Annotated in this window: 21 protein-coding genes; 19 read left to right on the forward strand and 2 right to left on the reverse strand. The window is 36.1% G+C overall.

The window, feature by feature from the left end:
* Positions 1 to 179: 179 nt before the first annotated feature.
* Both I5435_RS02920 and I5435_RS02925 read right to left on the reverse strand, forming a co-directional pair.
* The gene (locus I5435_RS02920) at positions 180 to 1,238 is read right to left on the reverse strand and encodes an LCP family protein (RefSeq protein WP_024362461.1); all 1,059 of its coding nucleotides are present in this window, start codon (positions 1,236 to 1,238) and stop codon (positions 180 to 182) included.
* A gap of 145 nt (positions 1,239 to 1,383) precedes the next feature.
* Positions 1,384 to 2,019, reverse strand: a complete 636-nt coding sequence (locus tag I5435_RS02925) for a YigZ family protein (RefSeq protein ID WP_024362462.1) — start codon at positions 2,017 to 2,019, stop codon at positions 1,384 to 1,386.
* Between the two features lie 165 nt (positions 2,020 to 2,184).
* On the opposite strand from I5435_RS02925, the gene I5435_RS02930 reads away from it, so the two are divergent.
* The 19 genes from I5435_RS02930 to I5435_RS03020 all read left to right on the forward strand — a co-directional run bounded on the left by I5435_RS02930 (position 2,185) and on the right by I5435_RS03020 (position 18,917).
* The gene (locus tag I5435_RS02930; RefSeq protein ID WP_337983221.1) at positions 2,185 to 3,333 is read left to right on the forward strand and encodes a sensor histidine kinase; all 1,149 of its coding nucleotides are present in this window, start codon (positions 2,185 to 2,187) and stop codon (positions 3,331 to 3,333) included.
* A 36-nt stretch (positions 3,334 to 3,369) separates the two neighbouring features.
* Positions 3,370 to 4,044, forward strand: coding sequence for a response regulator (locus I5435_RS02935; protein ID WP_024362464.1), 675 nt, complete (start codon positions 3,370 to 3,372; stop codon positions 4,042 to 4,044).
* Positions 4,045 to 4,240: 196 nt separating this feature from the next.
* Entirely contained in the window at positions 4,241 to 4,789 is a 549-nt protein-coding gene (locus tag I5435_RS02940; protein WP_024362465.1) for a nuclear transport factor 2 family protein, read from the forward strand.
* Positions 4,790 to 5,002: 213 nt separating this feature from the next.
* Positions 5,003 to 5,845, forward strand: coding sequence for a DegV family protein (locus tag I5435_RS02945; protein WP_024362466.1), 843 nt, complete (start codon positions 5,003 to 5,005; stop codon positions 5,843 to 5,845).
* Between the two features lie 149 nt (positions 5,846 to 5,994).
* The gene (locus I5435_RS02950) at positions 5,995 to 7,362 is read left to right on the forward strand and encodes an ATP-dependent helicase ComFA (RefSeq protein WP_337983222.1); all 1,368 of its coding nucleotides are present in this window, start codon (positions 5,995 to 5,997) and stop codon (positions 7,360 to 7,362) included.
* Positions 7,355 to 7,945 carry a ComF family protein gene (locus tag I5435_RS02955; RefSeq protein WP_108029407.1) on the forward strand — a complete coding sequence of 197 codons (591 nt, stop codon included), beginning with the start codon at positions 7,355 to 7,357 and terminating at the stop codon, positions 7,943 to 7,945. Before I5435_RS02950 ends, I5435_RS02955 begins: the two co-directional genes overlap by 8 nt.
* Before the next feature lie 85 nt (positions 7,946 to 8,030).
* A complete protein-coding gene (locus I5435_RS02960) occupies positions 8,031 to 8,444 on the forward strand; it encodes a TIGR03826 family flagellar region protein (protein ID WP_069510674.1) in 414 nt (137 codons plus the stop codon).
* A 185-nt stretch (positions 8,445 to 8,629) separates the two neighbouring features.
* Positions 8,630 to 8,890 carry a flagellar biosynthesis anti-sigma factor FlgM gene (flgM, locus tag I5435_RS02965; RefSeq protein WP_337983223.1) on the forward strand — a complete coding sequence of 87 codons (261 nt, stop codon included), beginning with the start codon at positions 8,630 to 8,632 and terminating at the stop codon, positions 8,888 to 8,890.
* 27 nt (positions 8,891 to 8,917) lie between these two features.
* Positions 8,918 to 9,418: a flagellar protein FlgN gene (locus I5435_RS02970; protein ID WP_337983224.1), complete on the forward strand. Its 501-nt coding sequence runs from the start codon at positions 8,918 to 8,920 to the stop codon at positions 9,416 to 9,418.
* 34 nt (positions 9,419 to 9,452) lie between these two features.
* A complete protein-coding gene (gene flgK, locus I5435_RS02975; RefSeq protein WP_337983225.1) occupies positions 9,453 to 11,000 on the forward strand; it encodes a flagellar hook-associated protein FlgK in 1,548 nt (515 codons plus the stop codon).
* A gap of 40 nt (positions 11,001 to 11,040) precedes the next feature.
* Positions 11,041 to 11,955 carry a flagellar hook-associated protein FlgL gene (flgL, locus tag I5435_RS02980; protein WP_337983226.1) on the forward strand — a complete coding sequence of 305 codons (915 nt, stop codon included), beginning with the start codon at positions 11,041 to 11,043 and terminating at the stop codon, positions 11,953 to 11,955.
* An 80-nt stretch (positions 11,956 to 12,035) separates the two neighbouring features.
* On the forward strand, positions 12,036 to 12,599 hold the full coding sequence (locus tag I5435_RS02985; protein WP_337983227.1) for a DUF6470 family protein: 564 nt from the start codon (positions 12,036 to 12,038) through the stop codon (positions 12,597 to 12,599).
* Positions 12,600 to 12,616: 17 nt separating this feature from the next.
* Entirely contained in the window at positions 12,617 to 13,060 is a 444-nt protein-coding gene (gene fliW / locus I5435_RS02990) for a flagellar assembly protein FliW (protein WP_337983228.1), read from the forward strand.
* Positions 13,060 to 13,278, forward strand: coding sequence for a carbon storage regulator CsrA (gene csrA, locus I5435_RS02995; RefSeq protein ID WP_337983229.1), 219 nt, complete (start codon positions 13,060 to 13,062; stop codon positions 13,276 to 13,278). The genes fliW and csrA overlap by 1 nt, the downstream gene beginning before the upstream one ends.
* Positions 13,279 to 13,483: 205 nt before the next feature.
* On the forward strand, positions 13,484 to 14,314 hold the full coding sequence (locus I5435_RS03000; protein ID WP_337983230.1) for a flagellin N-terminal helical domain-containing protein: 831 nt from the start codon (positions 13,484 to 13,486) through the stop codon (positions 14,312 to 14,314).
* Between the two features lie 311 nt (positions 14,315 to 14,625).
* On the forward strand, positions 14,626 to 16,317 hold the full coding sequence (locus I5435_RS03005; RefSeq protein ID WP_337983231.1) for a motility associated factor glycosyltransferase family protein: 1,692 nt from the start codon (positions 14,626 to 14,628) through the stop codon (positions 16,315 to 16,317).
* Between the two features lie 12 nt (positions 16,318 to 16,329).
* Positions 16,330 to 16,674 (forward strand): DUF8042 domain-containing protein, encoded by a 345-nt coding sequence (locus I5435_RS03010; RefSeq protein WP_337983232.1) that lies wholly within the window; start codon positions 16,330 to 16,332, stop codon positions 16,672 to 16,674.
* A gap of 90 nt (positions 16,675 to 16,764) precedes the next feature.
* Positions 16,765 to 17,766 (forward strand): NAD-dependent 4,6-dehydratase LegB, encoded by a 1,002-nt coding sequence (locus tag I5435_RS03015; RefSeq protein WP_337983233.1) that lies wholly within the window; start codon positions 16,765 to 16,767, stop codon positions 17,764 to 17,766.
* The gene (locus tag I5435_RS03020; protein WP_337983234.1) at positions 17,763 to 18,917 is read left to right on the forward strand and encodes a LegC family aminotransferase; all 1,155 of its coding nucleotides are present in this window, start codon (positions 17,763 to 17,765) and stop codon (positions 18,915 to 18,917) included. Before I5435_RS03015 ends, I5435_RS03020 begins: the two co-directional genes overlap by 4 nt.

Below are 18,917 nucleotides of genomic sequence, written 5' to 3' on the forward strand. Positions count from 1 at the left end.
TTTTTCAGTAAAATATGGTTTTCGCGGGTAAAGTATCGTGAATCGCGGGTAAAACAACAAATTTCGCCGGTAAAACCTCATGAATCGCGGGTAAAATACCAGATTTCGCGGGTAAATAACCCGATACTAAAAAAAGCCTTTCCGCTATCAAACTTTGATAGTGAAAAGGCTTTTTATTTTTATTGCGCTGACTCGTTTGTTGAACTGTCATCGCCAGCCGCATTGTCTTTATCAGTATTACTATTTGTTAAAGCTGAAGACGATTTTTTTCTTGCAAGGTGGTTGTTAAGAATTTCAGATACATCATCAACTGATTGTTGGTCTAATTGATAATAATAAACACCTGTAGACATATCGTCGTTACCTTCTAATGTTAATGAATCAATACGTGGCTTACCTTTTGTTAAATAAGACAGGAAGGATTTCATTTCACTAAATGTCATATTTGTCTTCATGTTATCGCCGATTGCTTTAATAACATCGTCGTATTTTGTAATAGAATCAACAGATGCTACTTTATTTGTGATAGCAGTTAAAATTTCTTGTTGACGTATACCGCGTTGGATATCGCTATCTTGCTTACGTGTACGTGCAAGTGCAAGTGCTTGACTACCGTTTAAATGCTGTAAACCTGGCTTGAGGTTGATTGTATTACGATCAAATTCATCTTTTTCATGTAGAGCATATGGTACTTCTGCTTCGATACCACCTAAAGCATCCACGACATCAATAAACGCATTGAAGTTCATGCGGACATAGTAATCAATCGGAACATCAAAAAGTTTTTCAACCGTTTCAATTGTCGAAAGCGTACCACCTAACGCATGGGCATGAGTAATTTTATCTTTATAGCCTACTGAAGGGATATAAACGTAAGAATCACGAGGGATACTTAACATTTTAATAGTTTTCGTAGTATTGTTTAAAGTTGCAAGAATCAGTGCATCTGAGCGTGAGTTTTCAGAACCTTGCCCACGATTTTCACTATCATCGACACCGACAAATAAAATCGACACATTATCATTAACCGGCTCTACTTTTTCTTCTCGTAAAGCAGAGACATCTCGACCTTCTAATACTTCATGTGCTGAGTTGGCTGCGTGTTCAGCTTGCTTTGTAATATAAACACCATAGGCCGTAACGCAAATTAGTAAACTAGCAACTAGAAGTAATGCTACTTTTATAATCAAAGAAGCTTTAGAAGACCTCTTCTTCTTTTTTACATTCGTTCTTTTCATATATGGTATATTCTCCTCTTGATTTTGGGAATAATTATGCAATTGAGCTAAAATTTATTCAAATTAGCACATGGGCGTAATTGATTAAGCGAGCTCAATATTAAAATTATACTATGGACCTTCAGGATTAGACAATTAAAACTATTTATTTCACAATAAATTCGATAAATTGCGCATGCTCAAAAGTGATTGTTGCTTGCCCATTCGTAAGTTCTGTCATCCAATGACGAAACTGATCTTCTTCCTCTTTTAACACCGAAACAATGATTTCGACACCTTCCAAGTAGTTAATTTCTTCTAAAGAATATCCAGAGTTGCGAACCTCATTTTCCACTTTTCCAAGCCATGTGTAGTCAATTGCAATTTTCATAAGGTGATGAAGTTTTCGTTCGACAACTTGTGCAGCGAGTAATCCTTCTGTTGTTGCTTTACCGTAAGCACGAATAAGACCGCCACCGCCTAATTTAATGCCACCGAAGTAGCGTGTGACGACAACGACCGTATCCTTTAAGCCTTGCTTTTTTAAGACTTCTAACATAGGGACGCCAGCGGTGCCACTAGGTTCCCCATCATCATTCGCTTTTTGAATATGATCATGCTCGCCGATAATATAGGCAGAGCAATTATGAGTCGCATTATGATGCATTTTTTTTATGCGCTCTATAAAAGTCATTGCATCCTCTTCGGTTTCAGCGCGTTCTATATAAGTAAGAAAGCGAGATTTAGATATTATAATTTCGCTTTCTCCGTAGCCTTTTACAGTTAAATAGTTCTCTCTCATAAGTGTCATTCTCCTTTAAAATAGGGTTGTATGCTATAAATTTCATAAAGAAAAAGCATTAATTTTTAGCATTGTGATGCTATAATAGGTTTAGACTTAGATTCTATGAAATTGGTCTTTCAAAATACTATGTGATAATAAGGACATTAGACTGGGGAGTACACAATGTTTTCAAATGATACCTTCGATTTAAAGTCGCTTGATGACGTATTCAATCGAATGTTAGAAACAATTATGAGCTCTAAAGATGATATTTTCATTATAAGTGAACAAAGCCGAAGAAGCTTTGAAGATATGCAACAAGAGCTAGAAATTGTTCGAAAACAAATTTCAATTGTCATCGATGAAGGCGATGCTTTAGAAAAAAGCACCCAGCTTGCTAAGCAAAGACTTGTGTTAGTGAGTAAAGCTTTTGATAATTATACCGAAGAACAAGTTAGAGATGCATATGAAACGGCACATGATTTTCAATTGAAGCTCTCCGTCATTAAAACACAAGAAAAGCAACTTCGCGACAAAAGAGATGATTTAGAGCGACGTTTAAGAGGCTTACTCGATACAATTGAACGTGCTGATCATATTGTCAATCAAGTAAATGTTATTTTAAATTATTTAACGTCTGATTTAAAAAATGTTGGGTTAGCGCTTGAACAAGCGAAAATGAAGCAAGATTTTGGTATTCGAATCATCGCTGCACAAGAAGAAGAGCGAAAACGTTTATCAAGAGAAATTCATGATGGACCTGCTCAAATGATGGCCAATGTCTTAATGCGTACGGACTTAATAGAAAGAACGTATCGAGAGAAGGGCATTGAATACGCTATAGCTGAAATTGCTGATTTGAAGAAAACTGTGCGTAATGCACTGTCAGAGGTGCGACGCATCATTTATGATTTACGACCTATGGCGCTGGATGATTTGGGCATTGTGCCGACATTAAAGAAATATTTGTCGACTGTGACCGAATATAATCCAGGAGTAGAAATTCATTTTCAGTCAAGAAGCACAGAACAACGTATTCCTTCGAATTATGAAGTATCCATTTTTCGCTTAGTGCAAGAATGTGTAACAAATGCCATGAGGCATGGCAAATGTAAGGATATTTGGGTGAAACTTGAATGGTTGAACGATGCGGTAAATGTTGTCGTGAAAGATGATGGCGTAGGGTTCGATCAAAAAGTTGTGAAAGATCATTCCTTTGGTATTTTAGGAATGCGAGAACGAATTGAAATATTAAATGGTACAATCTCAATTGAAAGTGAGATAAATCGAGGCACTACGGTATTATTTAAAATTCCGTTAGAAGTAAAGTAAAGAAATGTGTTGCAGAATTTTAGGGGGTAAAGACTAATGACGAAGATTATTATTGTAGACGATCACCAGCTATTCCGAGAAGGAGTGAAACGTATCTTAGATTTTGAAGATACGTTTGATGTAATTGCAGAAGGTGACGATGGCACAGATGTAGTAAATTTATATGCGGAAAATCAACCAGATGTTGTTTTAATGGATATAAATATGCCAGGTAAAAATGGTGTAGAGGCAACAGCAGATTTAATTACAGAATTTCCAGATGCAAAAGTCATCATGTTATCGATTCATGATGATGAAACATACGTAACTCATGCACTAAAATCAGGCGCGCTTGGCTATATGCTAAAAGAGATGGATGCAGACGAAATCGTGGAAGCGATTAAAGTAGTGGCAAATGGCGGTTCTTACTTACATCCTAAAGTAACTAAAAATTTAGTAGCAGAATTCCGTCGTCTGTCTGAGCATGAAAACAAAGGCAACTTCCATCAAACAGAAATTCGCCGTCCATTCCATTTATTAACAAAACGTGAATGCGAAGTTTTACAACTACTTACAGATGGACAATCTAACCGTACTATTGGTGAGACACTGTTTATTTCTGAAAAAACGGTAAAAAACCACGTTTCAAGCATTTTACAAAAAATGAACGTAAACGACCGTACACAAGCTGTTGTAACAGCTATTAAAAATGGTTGGGTTGAAGTACGATAATTGCATAGTAGTGATGAAGGCTGTTTTTAAAAGCTACTTTAAAAGATAAAGTAGTTTTTAAGACAGTTTTTTTATTATGCAACATTTTTATTGGAAAGACGTCTTTTAATGAAATAAGCACCTAAAAGTTGAAAATGCGCAACAAAATTCCTACTTAAGCATTTATATGCTACAATATTGCGCGGGAGGTTTTATGATGTTAAAGAAAAGTATTCTAGCAGTTTTAACCTTATTAGTGTTAACTGCCTGTGGCAATAAAGATGAAGATTTAACGGCAAAAGAGCGTGAAAAGGTAATTGAAGACGGTACGGTAGGCTTTGAAATGATGGGCGAAGAGGTTAAAAAAGCTTCAAATGTGCCGGCTGATGAGGAAAAAGCAATTTTAGCGGCGTTTGATGAATATATTGCCGCATTCAATGATGAAGAAATTGATCGTTATATGGACACGATATCTAAGGATCCAAAAGGCTTTAATTATGATGAAGAGAAAGTATTCGCAGATGAAGTATTTGCTCAATTTGATACGAAACGTGATGTAACAAATGTGACCATTGCGAAGTATAATGAGGATGAAGCGCAAGTATTTGCCAATATGACAACGCACTCACTTCAAGTTCAAACTAACGTCGAACATGAAAGCGCTGGACGCCAAGTAACGGTATTTGTCAAAGAAGATGGAAAGTGGAAGGTAACGAGCGTCTTTTATATTGGAGATGATACTAAATCTAGCACGGGCAATCAATAAGGGGAAATTATTCCCTTTACTATACATAGAAGATGAATGTGAAATGAACGCTAGATTTGAGTCTTATGGCAAAGTAAAGTTGAAATCTAGTGTATGTTACGGACTGAACTTGTAGTGATAAAGTCAATTCCTGACGTCATTACGAGATTTCGTAATTCAATTCACATTCATTTCTTTTTGAGGTAAACTTGGAACATAGGAGAGTGGAAATGAATGAGGACGGCAATCGTAACAGACAGTACTGCATACATTACGCCAGAAGAACGCGCGCGCTTAAACATTCGTATGATTCCGTTAAGTGTAAACATTTCAGGTGAGTTATTCGCAGAGGAAGTAGATATTACTGCATCTGAGTTTTATGATAAAGTACGGGGTGCAAAAGAATTCCCCAAAACAACTCAACCACCGATTGGTGAGTTTGCCTCACTCTTTGAAGAGTTGGCAAATGATTATGACGAAGTAATTTCCATTCATTTATCGAGTGGTATAAGTGGTACATATCAAGGTGCGGTCCAAGCAGGAGAAATGGTGGAAGGTATTGATGTGTATCCATTTGACAGCGAGATTTCTTGCGCTGTTCAAGGATTTTATGTGCTACGCGCGGCTGAAATGGCTGCGGAAGGTTGTTCAGCACAGGAAATACTAGCAGCATTAGCGGACATGCAGCAGTATATTCGTGCTTACTTCATTGTAGATGACTTAGCGCACTTACAACGGGGAGGGCGTTTGTCTTCAGCAGCTGCATTAATCGGGGGCTTATTACAAGTAAAGCCTGTCTTACATTTTGTGGACAAGGTCATTGTACCGTTTGAAAAAATTCGTACACGTAAGAAAGCACTAAAGCGCGCAGAAGAGTTATTGGCTGAAGATGCAAACAAGTATGACAAGATGGATGCTGTAGTTATTCACGGTAATTGCCAAAAAGAAGCCGAGGAATGGTTAGCACAACTTGCTACGACTTACCCGAACGTAAACTTTAAATTAAGCTATTTCGGACCTGTTATTGGCACGCACTTAGGTGAAGGTGCAATGGGTCTTGGTTGGACAAAAAAATAATAAGTAAAAGTCTCTACAACTTGTTGTAGGGGCTTTTTTATTTGCTTAATAGGCGCAGTGGAAGAATCGCCATTAAAATCATACCGATTGCCAGTCATTAGGCAGAATCACTAATAAACCAACATTACAAAAAGAAAGGAGCTAGATACATGAACTACAAAGGATGGCTGTTGCCTCCCGCATTACGAGACTTCCATGAGGGACGAATTTGGTTAAAGGAGCATACACCATTTGCTAAATATGATATGGAGCAGGCTATTAATAGAAAATACTTTTTTATAATAGAAGGTATTCAAAAAATACCTCGCTTAAGATGTAATCGTTGCTATACTGACAATCCACATGACTTTGTTGAGTATGATTGCTCGAAATGTCTACAACGGTGCGTTTATTGCAGGCATTGCCTGAAGATGGGCAGAGTAAGCAGTTGCACACCATTGCTTATATGGAAAGGACCGAAGGCATGTCGAATTAAGCAGCATCCCCTTCAATGGACAGGGCAATTGACAGCACAACAACAACGAGCAGCCGATGAACTACTAGAAAGTGTAATAGCAGGAAAATCTCATTTATTGAATGCAGTATGTGGGGCTGGAAAGACAGAGTTGCTCTTTCAGTCTGTACATTATGCGTTAGAAAAAGGGTTACGAGTGTGCATTGCCGCACCGCGTACAGATGTAGTATTGGAGTTATTCCCTCGCTTTCAAAAAGCTTTTCCACAAACTATTGTCCATGCATACTATAGTGGAGCGCCAAAGCAGCTTGGTTTTGCACAGCTAATTCTAGCAACGACTCATCAACTGTATCGTTTCGAACGAGCGTTTGATGTCATGATTGTTGATGAAGCGGATGCATTTCCTTATGCATATGATGCAACATTAGAAAGAGCAGTGCAAAAAGCTAAAACAAGTGATGCACCAATATATTTTATTACAGCTACACCTTCTCAATCATTAATTAATCAATTTAAAAACAGTTATTCTTTTATCCCAAAACGATACCATCATAAGCCATTGCCAGTGCCATATTATTGTTCACTATGGGGCTATGAAAAAAGTATAAAGCGAGGAAAACTTCCTCGAAAACTCAAAGCATGGACTGAAGAACGACTTGCAAAAAATGAGCCATTTCTTATATTTTTCCCGACAGTAGAACTGCTAAATCTGGCAATACCATTGTTTCAGAGGATACATGCAAATATATTAGCAGTACATGCTAAAGATCCAGAGAGGAAACACAAAGTACTACAGTTACGCGATGAAAAAATTTCTGGATTACTAACGACAACCATTTTAGAACGAGGTATTACGATAAAAAATGTACAAGTTGCTGTTGTTGGGGCAGAGTCTGCAATCTTTACAGCGAGCGCACTTATTCAAATTGCGGGACGTGTAGGAAGACATACTTCTTATACGAATGGGGAAGTTGTTTTATTTCATCATGGAGTGACTTTGGCAATGGATGAAGCTCGACAGAAGATTTTAGCTAACAATAAAGAGGGTTCAAACAATGAATAAAATAGATAAGTTTTGTTTATTATGTGCACAGCCATTGCATTTTGTGCCTTCTTGGCAAACGCTTTTATTAAGATGCTTTCCACCATGTATTTGTGAAAAGTGTAAAGGGCAATTTGTACGTTCCACTTCAGCAACGGCACTTTATCAATATAATGATGCAATGAAAGTATATTTACATCAATATAAATTTCTACAAGATGTTGCACTTGCTAAAGTATTTCGCCAGGAGTTATATGCACGATTCAAACAGGAAAAGGCGATAATTATACCGATTCCTATGCATCCTATGAAGCAAAAGGAGCGTACCTTCTCCCATACGGAGGAGCTCTTAAAAGCAGCTAATACCTCATTTACTCAACTTCTAGAAAAAGTAACAGTAGAAACACAAAGTTCAAAAAATAGAGAGCAGCGTATACAATCAGCTCCGCTTTTTCGTCTAATACCAGAAGCCCAAGTTATGCATAAAGATTACCTTCTTTTTGACGATATTAAAACTACAGGGACAACACTACGGCATGCCAAACAAGTTTTACTAGAAGCGGGGGCCCGAAATGTTCGAACCTTCACTTTAATTAATGGATGAAAATGCTAACACATCATGTATAATAGATTACGAATTTAGGATTCGTACAATTAGATAGTGATCATGGCAAGAGGAGGAAGAAAAGATGGCTGAGGTTCGAAATTGTCCAAAGTGTAATGAGTTTTTTAATTATACAGGGGTCAGAGAAGTATGTCATAAATGTGCACAATCTGAAGAGGAATTATATCAAATTGTTTATCGATTTTTACGCAAGCGTGAAAATCGCGCTGCGACAGTAGAACGAATTGTTGAGGCAACTGGTGCTGAAGAAGATTTATTATATAAATGGGTGCGCAAAGGTCGTTTACAGCCTGCAATGTTTCCAAACTTAGGCTATCCATGTGATAACTGCGGCCATTTAACGACAACGGGAAAATTATGTACAAAATGCCAAGATGAATTAAAGGCAGAACTTCGCACATTTGAGGCAGCGAAGGAGTTTCGTGAAAGTGTGGAACAACGTGATAAAGTAACTTATCATGCTGACCGCAAAAAATAATGTTGACATCATGCCAATTTAAAAAACGCATCGAAGGTAAATTATGCACCTTGCAAGATGGTTGATAAGCGAAAGTGTGTTAATTTTAAACAAAATTAGCACACTTTTTTATATTTGAAAACTTAACATTGTTGGAGACAATCCGAAATAATAGTAAGATAAGCTTTTAAGATAGGGGGATGAACATGAAAATCACATCTTATGGTGTTAATGCAGTAAATGCCTATAAAAATCAAGTACGCAATGTGAAATCTGACACAAATAAAGCGTCATTTGCTGATAAAATTGAAATTTCAAAAGCCGCTCAGAACATGCAAGGTGTTACTACTTACAGTGCAGAACGTGCAGAGCGTGTGCAACAGTTAAAGGCAGATATTGATTCTGGAGAATATAAGGTCAATGCTCGTAAAGTTGCTGAAGATATGCTGAAATTCTATCGTTTCTAGGAAATAACAGAAAGGGTGTTTAGCAAAATGTCTGTAGAGACGATTTGTTCTACATTAACAAAGCTAGAAAGAATGCATAAAAGCTTGCTCGAACTAGCCTATAAAAAAACAGAAATCATAAAAACTGGCGATATGAAAGCACTTGACCAAATGCTCAAGGATGAGCAGGCGCATGTAGCGGCTATCGATAAGCTCGAGCAACAGCGTCAGATACAGGTAACACAATACCTGGGAGCAAAAGGAGTTGCGTCCACTGACAAAATGACTGTCGCTGATGTCATCGAAGCTGCTGAACAAGATGCTGAAAAAGACACACTATCAGCTGTTCGCGATCGACTCATGTCAATTATTAATGATTTACGCAAACAAAATGAACTCAATCAAAAATTAGTATTTCAATCATTGCAATTCGTCAATCTGACTTTAGATGCATTACGTCCGCGTCCTGAGCAAGTGAATTATTCGGGGCGTGAAGTGCGCGGTACGAATACAATGGCAAAAAAATCGTACTTCGATTCTCAAGCATAATTTTATTAAAACGTTATTTAAGGGAGGAACAAGAATGCGCTCAACATTTATGGGCTTAGAAACAAGTAGAAGCGGTTTATTTACACAGCAATCAGCTCTATATACAACAGGTCATAATATTTCGAACGCCAATACACTTGGCTACTCACGTCAACGAGTAAACATGCAAGCTACACCAGGATTTCCAACAGCAGGTTTAAATACACCAAATTACCCTGGTCATATGGGAACAGGGGTAGAAACTGGCTCCATTCAACGCATTCGCGATGAGTTTATCGATCGACAATTCCGTCAAGAAACGAATAAATTAGGTTACTGGGAATCACGTTCAAATGCTATTTCTCAAATGGAAGATATTATGGATGAACCATCTAAATTTGGTTTAAATGCAGCATTGGAACAGTTTTGGAAAGGTCTACAAGATGTAAGTACGGCTCCAGAAAACGCGGCATCACGTAAAGTGGCAATTGAGCGTGCCAATCACTTAGCTCAATCCTTTAACTATATGGATACGCAACTAAAGACGATTCAAGGCAACATAGGTAACGAAATTAGTGTGTCGACAAATCGCATCAACTCATTACTAAAGCAAATTGCTTCCATTAATAAGCAAGTGCAAGAGGTTGAACCAAATGGTCATGTACCGAATGATTTATATGATGCACGCGATGTATTAATCGATGAATTAAATAGTTATATCCCAGTTTCAGTTGAACGTGTTCCTTCAGGAGGGCTTGCTTCTAGTGTAGCCGAAGGTAGTGTGACGGTTATTTTTAAGCCATATGGCACAAATACAGAAATTAAATTAGTTAATGGTAAAGATGCTGCGAATATGGAAGTCAACAGTGGTACTACACAAATTGATGGTACAAATTTAGCGAATCTTTTTACAAACATTAAAGTAAACGGCACAGGTACAGCAGATTCAGGCACGATTACATATGACCAGCTTGAGCCTGGCAAAGGTAAATTATTATCTGTAATTGATTCATACGGTTATGAAAGTGCAACAGGTCCGAAAGGCTATTATCCTGAAACGATGGCTAACATTGACAAATTAGCTTCGGAATTTGCCAATGTCTTTAATGCAATGCATAAGCAAGGATTTGATTTCACTGGTGCTCAAAGCACACTGGATTTCTTTGAACCGATTGATAATACAAAACCATTGTCAGCAGGCAATATTAAAGTAAATGATGAGCTGATAAAAGATTCATCCAAATTAGCAGCTTCTACAGGGGCAAATGAAGAAGGAAATGGTAAATGGGCACTCGAACTGTCGAATATCCAATCAAAGGTTCAAGCGAATTTAGACGGCGCAACATTTAAGTCATTCTATCAAGGAATTATTGGGAAGCTAGGTGTTGATGGAGAAGAAGCAGCACGTTTAAACGGAACTTCTGAAACATTGCTTGTGACAATCGGTAATAATCGTGCTGCAATTACTTCCGTATCGCTGGATGAAGAAATGACCAATATGATTACATTTCAACAAGCGTATAACGCCAATGCTCGAATGATTACTGTCGTTGATGAAACATTAGACAAAATTATTAACGGCATGGGTCGTGTAGGAATCTAAACGAATCTAGTTTGACAAAAAGAAAGGAGCTTTTACAAACATGCGCGTAACACAATCTATGTTATCAAATAACATGCTTCTGAACTTAAATAATAACTACGGGAAACTGTCGAAGCTACAAAATCAAATAAACTCAGGCTCTAAAATTACAAGACCATCGGATGACCCTGTTGTAGCAGTAAAAGGTATGGGCTATCGACGTGATTTAGGACAAGTTGAACAATATTCGCGAAATATGAATGAAGTAAATAACTGGCTAGATACATCTGACGAATCGTTAAATCAAGTAGGCGAACAGATGAAACGAGTGCGAGAACTTGTTATTCAAGCGGCGAATGATACAAATTCAGCTGATGAAAGAGCAAAAATTAAAGCTAAAATTGATCAAATTCGCAACCAAATTCAAGATATTGGTAACACTAAAGTGGGTGATCGTTATATCTTTAGCGGTACAAAGACAGGCCAACCACTATTTTTAAATGGGGCAATTAACACAGCGAACGTCAATACGGAAGATGTGAAAATTGAAGTATATGATGGCATTCAAATGACCGTAAATACAGCTGGCAAAGATTTATTTAAAAGTGTTGATGACATGATGGGGGAAATTTCTGGGCTTTTAGATCCAAATAGAGTTCCACTCGCTACAGGTGATGAAATAAGTTCAACATTAGGTGGCTTGACTGGTACAAGTACAAATGATGATATTACAATGATGCATAGTAAAATTCTCGAAGCACAAGCCGATGTGGGGGCACGCCAAAATCGTGTAGAATTAATGGAAAATCGCTTATCAATTCGTGAAGTTAGCGTGACGAAGCAATTATCGAATAACGAAGATGTCGATTATGCAAAAGCTATTACACAAATGGTAACATCAGAAGCAATTCATCAGGCATCATTGTCTGTTGGCTCTAAAATTATTCAGCAAACTTTAGTTGATTTTATTAGATAATTTTAATACTAGTTTTCCGCTATAAAATCTAAGCGTTTGAACATTTTGTTCAGACGCTTTTCTTGAAAGGAGAGACATAGATGAAACTCCCACAAATCCAAATCCGTACAACTGACGCACAAATTGATCTTCATATTGCTAAGCCACAACAATATATTAAACAGCCAAGAGCTACCCAGCATATTGAACAGCCAGCTGCAACACTTGAGATTCATACAACACGCAGTGTATTGAAAATTGATTCGTCTCAAGCAAGACGTGATTTAGGGCTAATTGGACCATTGGAATCAATTGCTAATTACGCACAAAAGGGCAAGCAAGAAGCATTGAAGGGAATGGCACGTAGAGCTAGAGAAGGTCGACAAATGATGGAGAGTGCAGGTAAAGATCAAGGTAGAGCAACCATCCAAAATATCGCCAAACAAAATCATGGACCCCACCGTGTGCAATTTAATATAAAATTTGTGCCTTCAATAGGCTCTGTTAAAATTAACTATACACCAGGCATAACCGACATCGATATCCAACGTAGAGAACCAATAATTGATGCACAAGTGAATAAACCAATCCTTGAATACACACCAGGTAAAGTAACTGGTACAATGATACAAAGACCAGATGTTGACATTGATGTCATCATTTAAAGGAGTGCGTGGAAACAATGATAATTACTACAAAATTTTTAGGTGAAGTCGAAATTGATGAGCAAGACATACTTACTTTTAAACAAGGGTTGCTCGGATTAGAAGACTATAAGAAATTTATACTTATACCTATCTCAGAAGAACATCCATTAGTATTGTTGCAATCAGTTGAACATAAAGAAATAGGCTTTGTTGTTGCATATCCATTCGCTTTTAAAAAAGACTATAGCTTTGATTTAAGTGAAGAGGATATTGACCAACTACAAATTGAAAATGAACAAGACGTTCTAACTTATGCTGTTGTCACAATGAAGGAAACATTAAAGGATTCTACCATTAATTTACTTGCTCCATTAGTAATTAATTTAAAAGGAAAATGTGGTAAGCAAATAGTTCTGCAAGATAATAAATCCTATCCATTACGTTATCCCCTGCAAGCATTGGAAGGAAGTGCTGAATAATGCTAGTACTTTCACGTAAAAAAGATGAATCCATTATGATTGGCGACCAAATTGAAATAAAGATTTTAGCAGTTGAAGGTGAACAAATAAAGTTAGGTATCGTTGCACCTAAAACAGTTAAGGTACATCGTTCTGAAGTTTTTGAAGCCATTCAAGCTCAAAACAAAGAAGCTCTAACTGCTTCAACTAGTTTTTTGGAACAACTAAAGAAAAAATAAAAAACCTTCTATTCTATAAGAAACCCAATCTTATAATTTATTACATAAAAAAATAAAAAAACTTTCGTAAAAACTATTAAACATTTCCAACTAGATACGATATATAGATTGTAAGGCGCGGGAAGTACATACATACTACCTAAACCGACAATATTCCACACGGATGTGGGATAACAAAAAACAAACATTCAAGGAGGAATTCCAAATGAGAATTCAACACAACATTTCAGCATTAAACACACACCGTAATTTAGCTTTCAACAACTCTCAATCAGCTAAAAACCTTGAGAAATTATCTTCAGGTTACAAAATCAACCGTGCTGGTGATGACGCTGCTGGTTTAGCAATCTCTGAAAAAATGCGCGCTCAAATCAAAGGTCTTGACATGGCTTCAAAAAACTCTCAAGACTCTATCTCTTTAATCCAAACTGCTGAGGGTGCTCTTAACGAAACACACGCAATTCTACAACGTATGCGTGAATTAGCAGTACAATCTCGTAACGATACAAACGAAAACACTGACCGTGCGTTCTTACAAGATGAAGTTAAACAATTAAAAGACGAAATCAATCGTATTGCTAACACTACAGAGTTCAACGAAAAGAAACTATTAAGCGGTAAATTCTCTGGTGGTACTAACTCTTTAACATTCCAAATTGGTGCTAACGAAGGCCAAACTATGAAATTACAAATTGGAAACATGCAAGTTAAATCTTTATCTGTAAGCTTAACAGATGCATCAGTTTCTACTGGTTCTAAAGCAAGTTATGCAATCAACACAATTGATGACGCAATCAAAAAAGTTTCTACTCAACGTTCTGCATTAGGTGCTGTTCAAAACCGTTTAGAGCACACAATCAACAACTTAGGTGCTGCTTCTGAAAACTTAACAGCTGCTGAATCTCGTATTCGTGATACAGATATGGCTGCAGAAATGATGGCGTTCACTAAGAACAATATCTTAACTCAAGCTGCACAATCTATGTTAGCTCAAGCTAACCAACAACCACAAGGCGTTCTTCAATTATTACAATAATTGATACAGTAAACCCGTGTTTCTTTGAAACACGGGTTTTTTTATTTTGGCATTTACTTGAACTGAAGGAGGGGCTAGACATCGAAGTTAGACATTAGAGTAAGACTATCACTAGCAAATAGTAACTATTAACGCAAGAGTATAGGAGAGTCGAAGTTAGCTTTTGGACATAAAGTAATGAATATTTTTAATATTTTCTTGAGAAAATTAAGTGAGCAGAAAAATTAAATTTATGGAGGCGAGAGTGTAGATAACATTGTTTTCTTTAAAATTGATTTCTTTTGTCGATATAGTATATAGAGGTGAAATGCATGATTTTAGAAGATTATAAAGTTGAAACGATTTCTACAAGCTCGGGCTTAGATACTTTAAAAGTTAATGGATATTTATTACATAGTAAGTTTGATCCTTTAAAAGAAAGCGAAAAAATTATAGAAAAAAATTATAAGCCGGGATATGTTCATGTGATTTTTGGCTATGGTTTAGGCTATATTGTGCAATCTTTTTTAGAAAAGATGGAAGGCGACGATAAATTAGTAATTATAGAACCGTTATTTGATGTGGAGCTTGAGCACGATAATGTAATTGTTCTATCGAATATTCAAAATATTGAGGACTTAAAGCAACCATTGTATAGTGCGATTTCAATAGTTGATAAATTCCATATTATTTGTTCACCAAATTATGACAAAGTATTCCCTCAATTTTATAAAGACTTTTTAAAATTACTGAAAGATAATTTAACAGTAGCGAAAGTTAATGAAAATACAATTATGTATTATGGAGAGCAGTGGCAAAAAAATTATATTCTGAATTTAGAATATGCAGTACAAGACAGCTCCATTTTAAAATTAAAAGATAAATTTAGTTGCCCTGTTATCGTTGCTTCTGGCGGACCATCGCTTTCAAAACAATTAGCTACATTAAAAACATATAGAAAAAATATAGTTTTGATAGCAGCAGGATCTACCATTAATTCTTTAGTCAGTGAGGGAATTGAACCAGATTATGTTATTTCCATTGACGGTGCAGCGATAAACTATGAGCATTATAAAAAAATAACATTTAAAAATACAAGTTTTGTTTATACAATGTCAAGTTTCCCGAAAATCAGAGAATGTTTTGATACCGAATGCTTTTTTGCTCTATCTCCGACAGACCGAACTTTGCAAGAACACTTAAGTAAAATAACTAACCAAGAGTCTATTATTTTGGCAGGAGGAGGGTCTTGTGCTCATTATGCCTTAACGCTTGCACTATATTTAACAAGTGGACCCATCACCTTAATTGGTCAAGATTTGGCTTATACAAATAATAAATCTCATGCCGACAATAATGTTAGGGTGCAGGAAATTAATAGAGAAGAAATGCTCAATACGGGTGGGATTCTTGTAGATGGATATAATGGTGGTAAAGTATTAACAGACTATCCTTTCTTGGGTATGAAAGAAACATTTGAACGTATTATCTCTGTTTCTGAGGATAAAGATAGAGTTTTTAATAGCACTGAGGGTGGAGCAAAGATTAAAGGTTTTAGCCAATTACCATTTAAAGAATTTTGCGAAAAGTATTGTAATGAGATAATAGTTTCTACTTCCACACCAATAAAAAAAGAGAATAACGAAGAAAAAATACTTATCCTTAAAGAGCAAATACAAGATGAGATAGAAGCATATAAAACGTTAAAAAAATTATTGGAAGCAAATGAAAAGTTAATTTTAAAAAATACTTCGAAAATTGCTTTTTCTAAATCAATTTTGAAAAAATTAGATGAAAATGATAATGAATTTGAAGACTTGGCTAAAAAAACAGCTTTAACATTAAGTTTAGATCCTATAAAAATTTCTGTTCTTAAAAACTTTAAACCGGAAGCTAATGAAAGTGCTGAAGATTCTTATAAGAGAGTCAAACTGCAAAGCCTAACTCTTTATAGAGAAATGAATAAAGCGGTAGATAATATAATTGACTATGCTAATATATTGTTAGAAAAAATAAACCAATAGTGAGGGAAATAAATGAGTAATCTAATTGAAGATATTATTATTAGTTACAATGAATATTTAAAAAGAATTCCAAATGGCATAAACCAAATTATTGAAAATTTAAGAGATGATAATATTGGAGATGCACTATCTCTAATATTGGAATTTAGTGAAGGAATACAATGGTTAAGTCAAGTAAATGCTCATTTAATGGCAAATGGCTATGATTTAAATTTAGATGAAAATGTATTAAAGCGCACATATATAGAATTAAATGAAGGCTTAGAAATAAAAGACTTTTTATTAGTGGCAGATTTATTTGAATATGAAATAGGTCCATACTTTGAAAAATTAAATATTATTGAATATAGTAAGTAAGTACGGCGCTATTATAAATTATAAGTCTTGTAAATTAGACATAAATTTTTACAAAAACGAAATGAAAAAACATAAAAAGGTGTATGGAACATGAAAAGTAAAATTTTAGTAACCGGAGCAGATGGCTTCATAGGCTCACATTTAACAGAAACATTAGTACGACAAGGTTATGATGTTCGTGCATTTGTTTATTATAATTCATTTAATTCATGGGGCTGGTTAGATCAGTCTTCGGCGGAAATCAAATCAACAATAGATGTATTTTCAGGAGATATTCGTGATCCTTATGGTGTAAAAGAAGCGATGAAGGGTTGCACACATGTCCTTAATTTAGCAGCTTTAATTGCAATTCCTTATTCCTATCATTCTCCAGCAACTTATGTTGATACAAATGTGACAGGGACTTTAAATGTTGTTCAAGCCGCGAAAGAATTAGGTGTAGAAAAGGTAGTTCATACTTCTACAAGTGAAGTATATGGAACAGCGTTGTATGTACCAATTGATGAAGAACATCCATTACAAGGACAATCACCTTACTCTGCTTCAAAAATAGGTGCTGATCAGATGGCATTGTCATTTTACCGCTCATTTGATACGCCTGTATCGGTTATCCGTCCGTTTAATACATATGGGCCTCGCCAATCAGCTCGTGCTGTTATCCCGACAATTATTAGTCAACTGGCAAGTGGTAAAACAAATATTAAGCTAGGAGCTATAAGCCCTACACGTGATTTTAACTATGTAAAAGATACAGTTAACGGTTTTATTTCTGTAATGGATTCTGCTAATTCAATTGGTGAAGTCATTAATATTGGATCGAACTATGAGGTATCGATTGGTGAGACTGCGCAAATGATTGCAGATATAATGGATGTAGATTTAACAATTGAAACGGATGAACAACGTTTACGTCCTGAAAAAAGTGAAGTTGAACGTCTTTGGGCTGAGAACAAAAAGGCAAAGGAACTACTTGGATGGGAACCACAATTTGGTGGCAAGGAAGGTTTCCGTAGAGGTCTTGAAGAAACGATAGAATGGTTTACAAATCCTAAAAATTTATCTCAATATAAGGCAGATGTTTATAATATATGAATAATCAATGGTTGGAATTTGCAGATAATGTAAAACGATTTTATGGAAAAGAGTTTGTACCTTTACATGAGCCTACATTCAATGATAAAGAAGTTGAATATGTGACAGATTGTGTCAAAACAGGCTGGGTATCCTCAGTTGGAGCCTATGTAAATCGGTTTGAGGAGGATTTAGCAAAATTTGTCGGTGTTAAACGTGCAGTTGCTGTTGTAAATGGTACAGCTGCATTACATATTGCATTAAAAGTTGCAGGCGTAAATGCGGAAGACGAAGTATTAATGCCTTCTCTTACTTTTATTGCAACAGCCAATGCTGTGTCATATTTGGGCGCAGTACCTCACTTTATAGATGTTTCCTTTCATACTTTAGGTGTTGATGCGGATAAATTAAAAATCTATCTAGAGCAAATTGGAATAACAAAAAACAACCAGCTTTATAATAGAGAAACAGGAAGACGTATTTCTGCGCTTGTACCAATGCACACATTCGGTCATGCGATTGATATAGAAGGTTTACTTAAAGTATGTGATATGTATAATGTGACGCTTGTTGAAGATGCAGCAGAATCATTGGGTACTTATTATAAAGGAAAACATACAGGTAGCTTTGGAAAAGTTAGCGCATTGAGCTTTAACGGCAATAAAATAATGACAACTGGCGGTGGCGGTGCAATTGTGACAGATGACGATGCACTAGCTGACTATGCAAAACATTTAACAACGACTGCTAAAATACCACATCGTTGGGCTTATGAGCACGATGAAATCGGATTTAATTACCGTATGCCGAATATAAATGCAGCGTTAGGCTGTGCGCAATTAGAAAAAGTGCCAATGTTTATCCAACAAAAACGCGAATTAACGAAACACTATGAGCAATGGTTAGTTCAATTAGATGGGGTCCAATTATTTAAAGAGCCAGCAAATACTCGAAGTAATTATTGGCTACAAACTATTCTACTCGATGAGCAGTTTAATCGAGATGAGGTGTTGGCGTTTTTAAATGAGCAAGGTGTAATGAGTCGACCTATTTGGACACCGATGCACCACTTAGCAATCTATCAAAACTGTCCGAAATCAGACTTACGTGTAACAGAACAGTTAAATAAAAGTGTTGTTAATATTCCTAGCACACCCAAAAGTGAGGGATAA

It is taken from the genome of Lysinibacillus sp. C5.1 (assembly GCF_016350185.1).
GTDB classification, from domain to species: domain Bacteria; phylum Bacillota; class Bacilli; order Bacillales_A; family Planococcaceae; genus Lysinibacillus; species Lysinibacillus sphaericus.

Bases quoted from the DNA above. Each gene is read 5' to 3' on its own strand.
- I5435_RS02920 (WP_024362461.1), bottom strand. From the start codon at position 1,238: ATGAAAAGAACGAATGTAAAAAAGAAGAAGAGGTCTTCTAAAGCTTCT.
- I5435_RS02925 (WP_024362462.1), bottom strand. From the start codon at position 2,019: ATGAGAGAGAACTATTTAACTGTAAAAGGCTACGGAGAAAGCGAAATT.
- I5435_RS02930 (WP_337983221.1), top strand. From the start codon at position 2,185: ATGTTTTCAAATGATACCTTCGATTTAAAGTCGCTTGATGACGTATTC.
- I5435_RS02935 (WP_024362464.1), top strand. From the start codon at position 3,370: ATGACGAAGATTATTATTGTAGACGATCACCAGCTATTCCGAGAAGGA.
- I5435_RS02940 (WP_024362465.1), top strand. From the start codon at position 4,241: ATGTTAAAGAAAAGTATTCTAGCAGTTTTAACCTTATTAGTGTTAACT.
- I5435_RS02945 (WP_024362466.1), top strand. From the start codon at position 5,003: ATGAGGACGGCAATCGTAACAGACAGTACTGCATACATTACGCCAGAA.
- I5435_RS02950 (WP_337983222.1), top strand. From the start codon at position 5,995: ATGAACTACAAAGGATGGCTGTTGCCTCCCGCATTACGAGACTTCCAT.
- I5435_RS02955 (WP_108029407.1), top strand. From the start codon at position 7,355: ATGAATAAAATAGATAAGTTTTGTTTATTATGTGCACAGCCATTGCAT.
- I5435_RS02960 (WP_069510674.1), top strand. From the start codon at position 8,031: ATGGCTGAGGTTCGAAATTGTCCAAAGTGTAATGAGTTTTTTAATTAT.
- flgM (WP_337983223.1), top strand. From the start codon at position 8,630: ATGAAAATCACATCTTATGGTGTTAATGCAGTAAATGCCTATAAAAAT.
- I5435_RS02970 (WP_337983224.1), top strand. From the start codon at position 8,918: ATGTCTGTAGAGACGATTTGTTCTACATTAACAAAGCTAGAAAGAATG.
- flgK (WP_337983225.1), top strand. From the start codon at position 9,453: ATGCGCTCAACATTTATGGGCTTAGAAACAAGTAGAAGCGGTTTATTT.
- flgL (WP_337983226.1), top strand. From the start codon at position 11,041: ATGCGCGTAACACAATCTATGTTATCAAATAACATGCTTCTGAACTTA.
- I5435_RS02985 (WP_337983227.1), top strand. From the start codon at position 12,036: ATGAAACTCCCACAAATCCAAATCCGTACAACTGACGCACAAATTGAT.
- fliW (WP_337983228.1), top strand. From the start codon at position 12,617: ATGATAATTACTACAAAATTTTTAGGTGAAGTCGAAATTGATGAGCAA.
- csrA (WP_337983229.1), top strand. From the start codon at position 13,060: ATGCTAGTACTTTCACGTAAAAAAGATGAATCCATTATGATTGGCGAC.
- I5435_RS03000 (WP_337983230.1), top strand. From the start codon at position 13,484: ATGAGAATTCAACACAACATTTCAGCATTAAACACACACCGTAATTTA.
- I5435_RS03005 (WP_337983231.1), top strand. From the start codon at position 14,626: ATGATTTTAGAAGATTATAAAGTTGAAACGATTTCTACAAGCTCGGGC.
- I5435_RS03010 (WP_337983232.1), top strand. From the start codon at position 16,330: ATGAGTAATCTAATTGAAGATATTATTATTAGTTACAATGAATATTTA.
- I5435_RS03015 (WP_337983233.1), top strand. From the start codon at position 16,765: ATGAAAAGTAAAATTTTAGTAACCGGAGCAGATGGCTTCATAGGCTCA.
- I5435_RS03020 (WP_337983234.1), top strand. From the start codon at position 17,763: ATGAATAATCAATGGTTGGAATTTGCAGATAATGTAAAACGATTTTAT.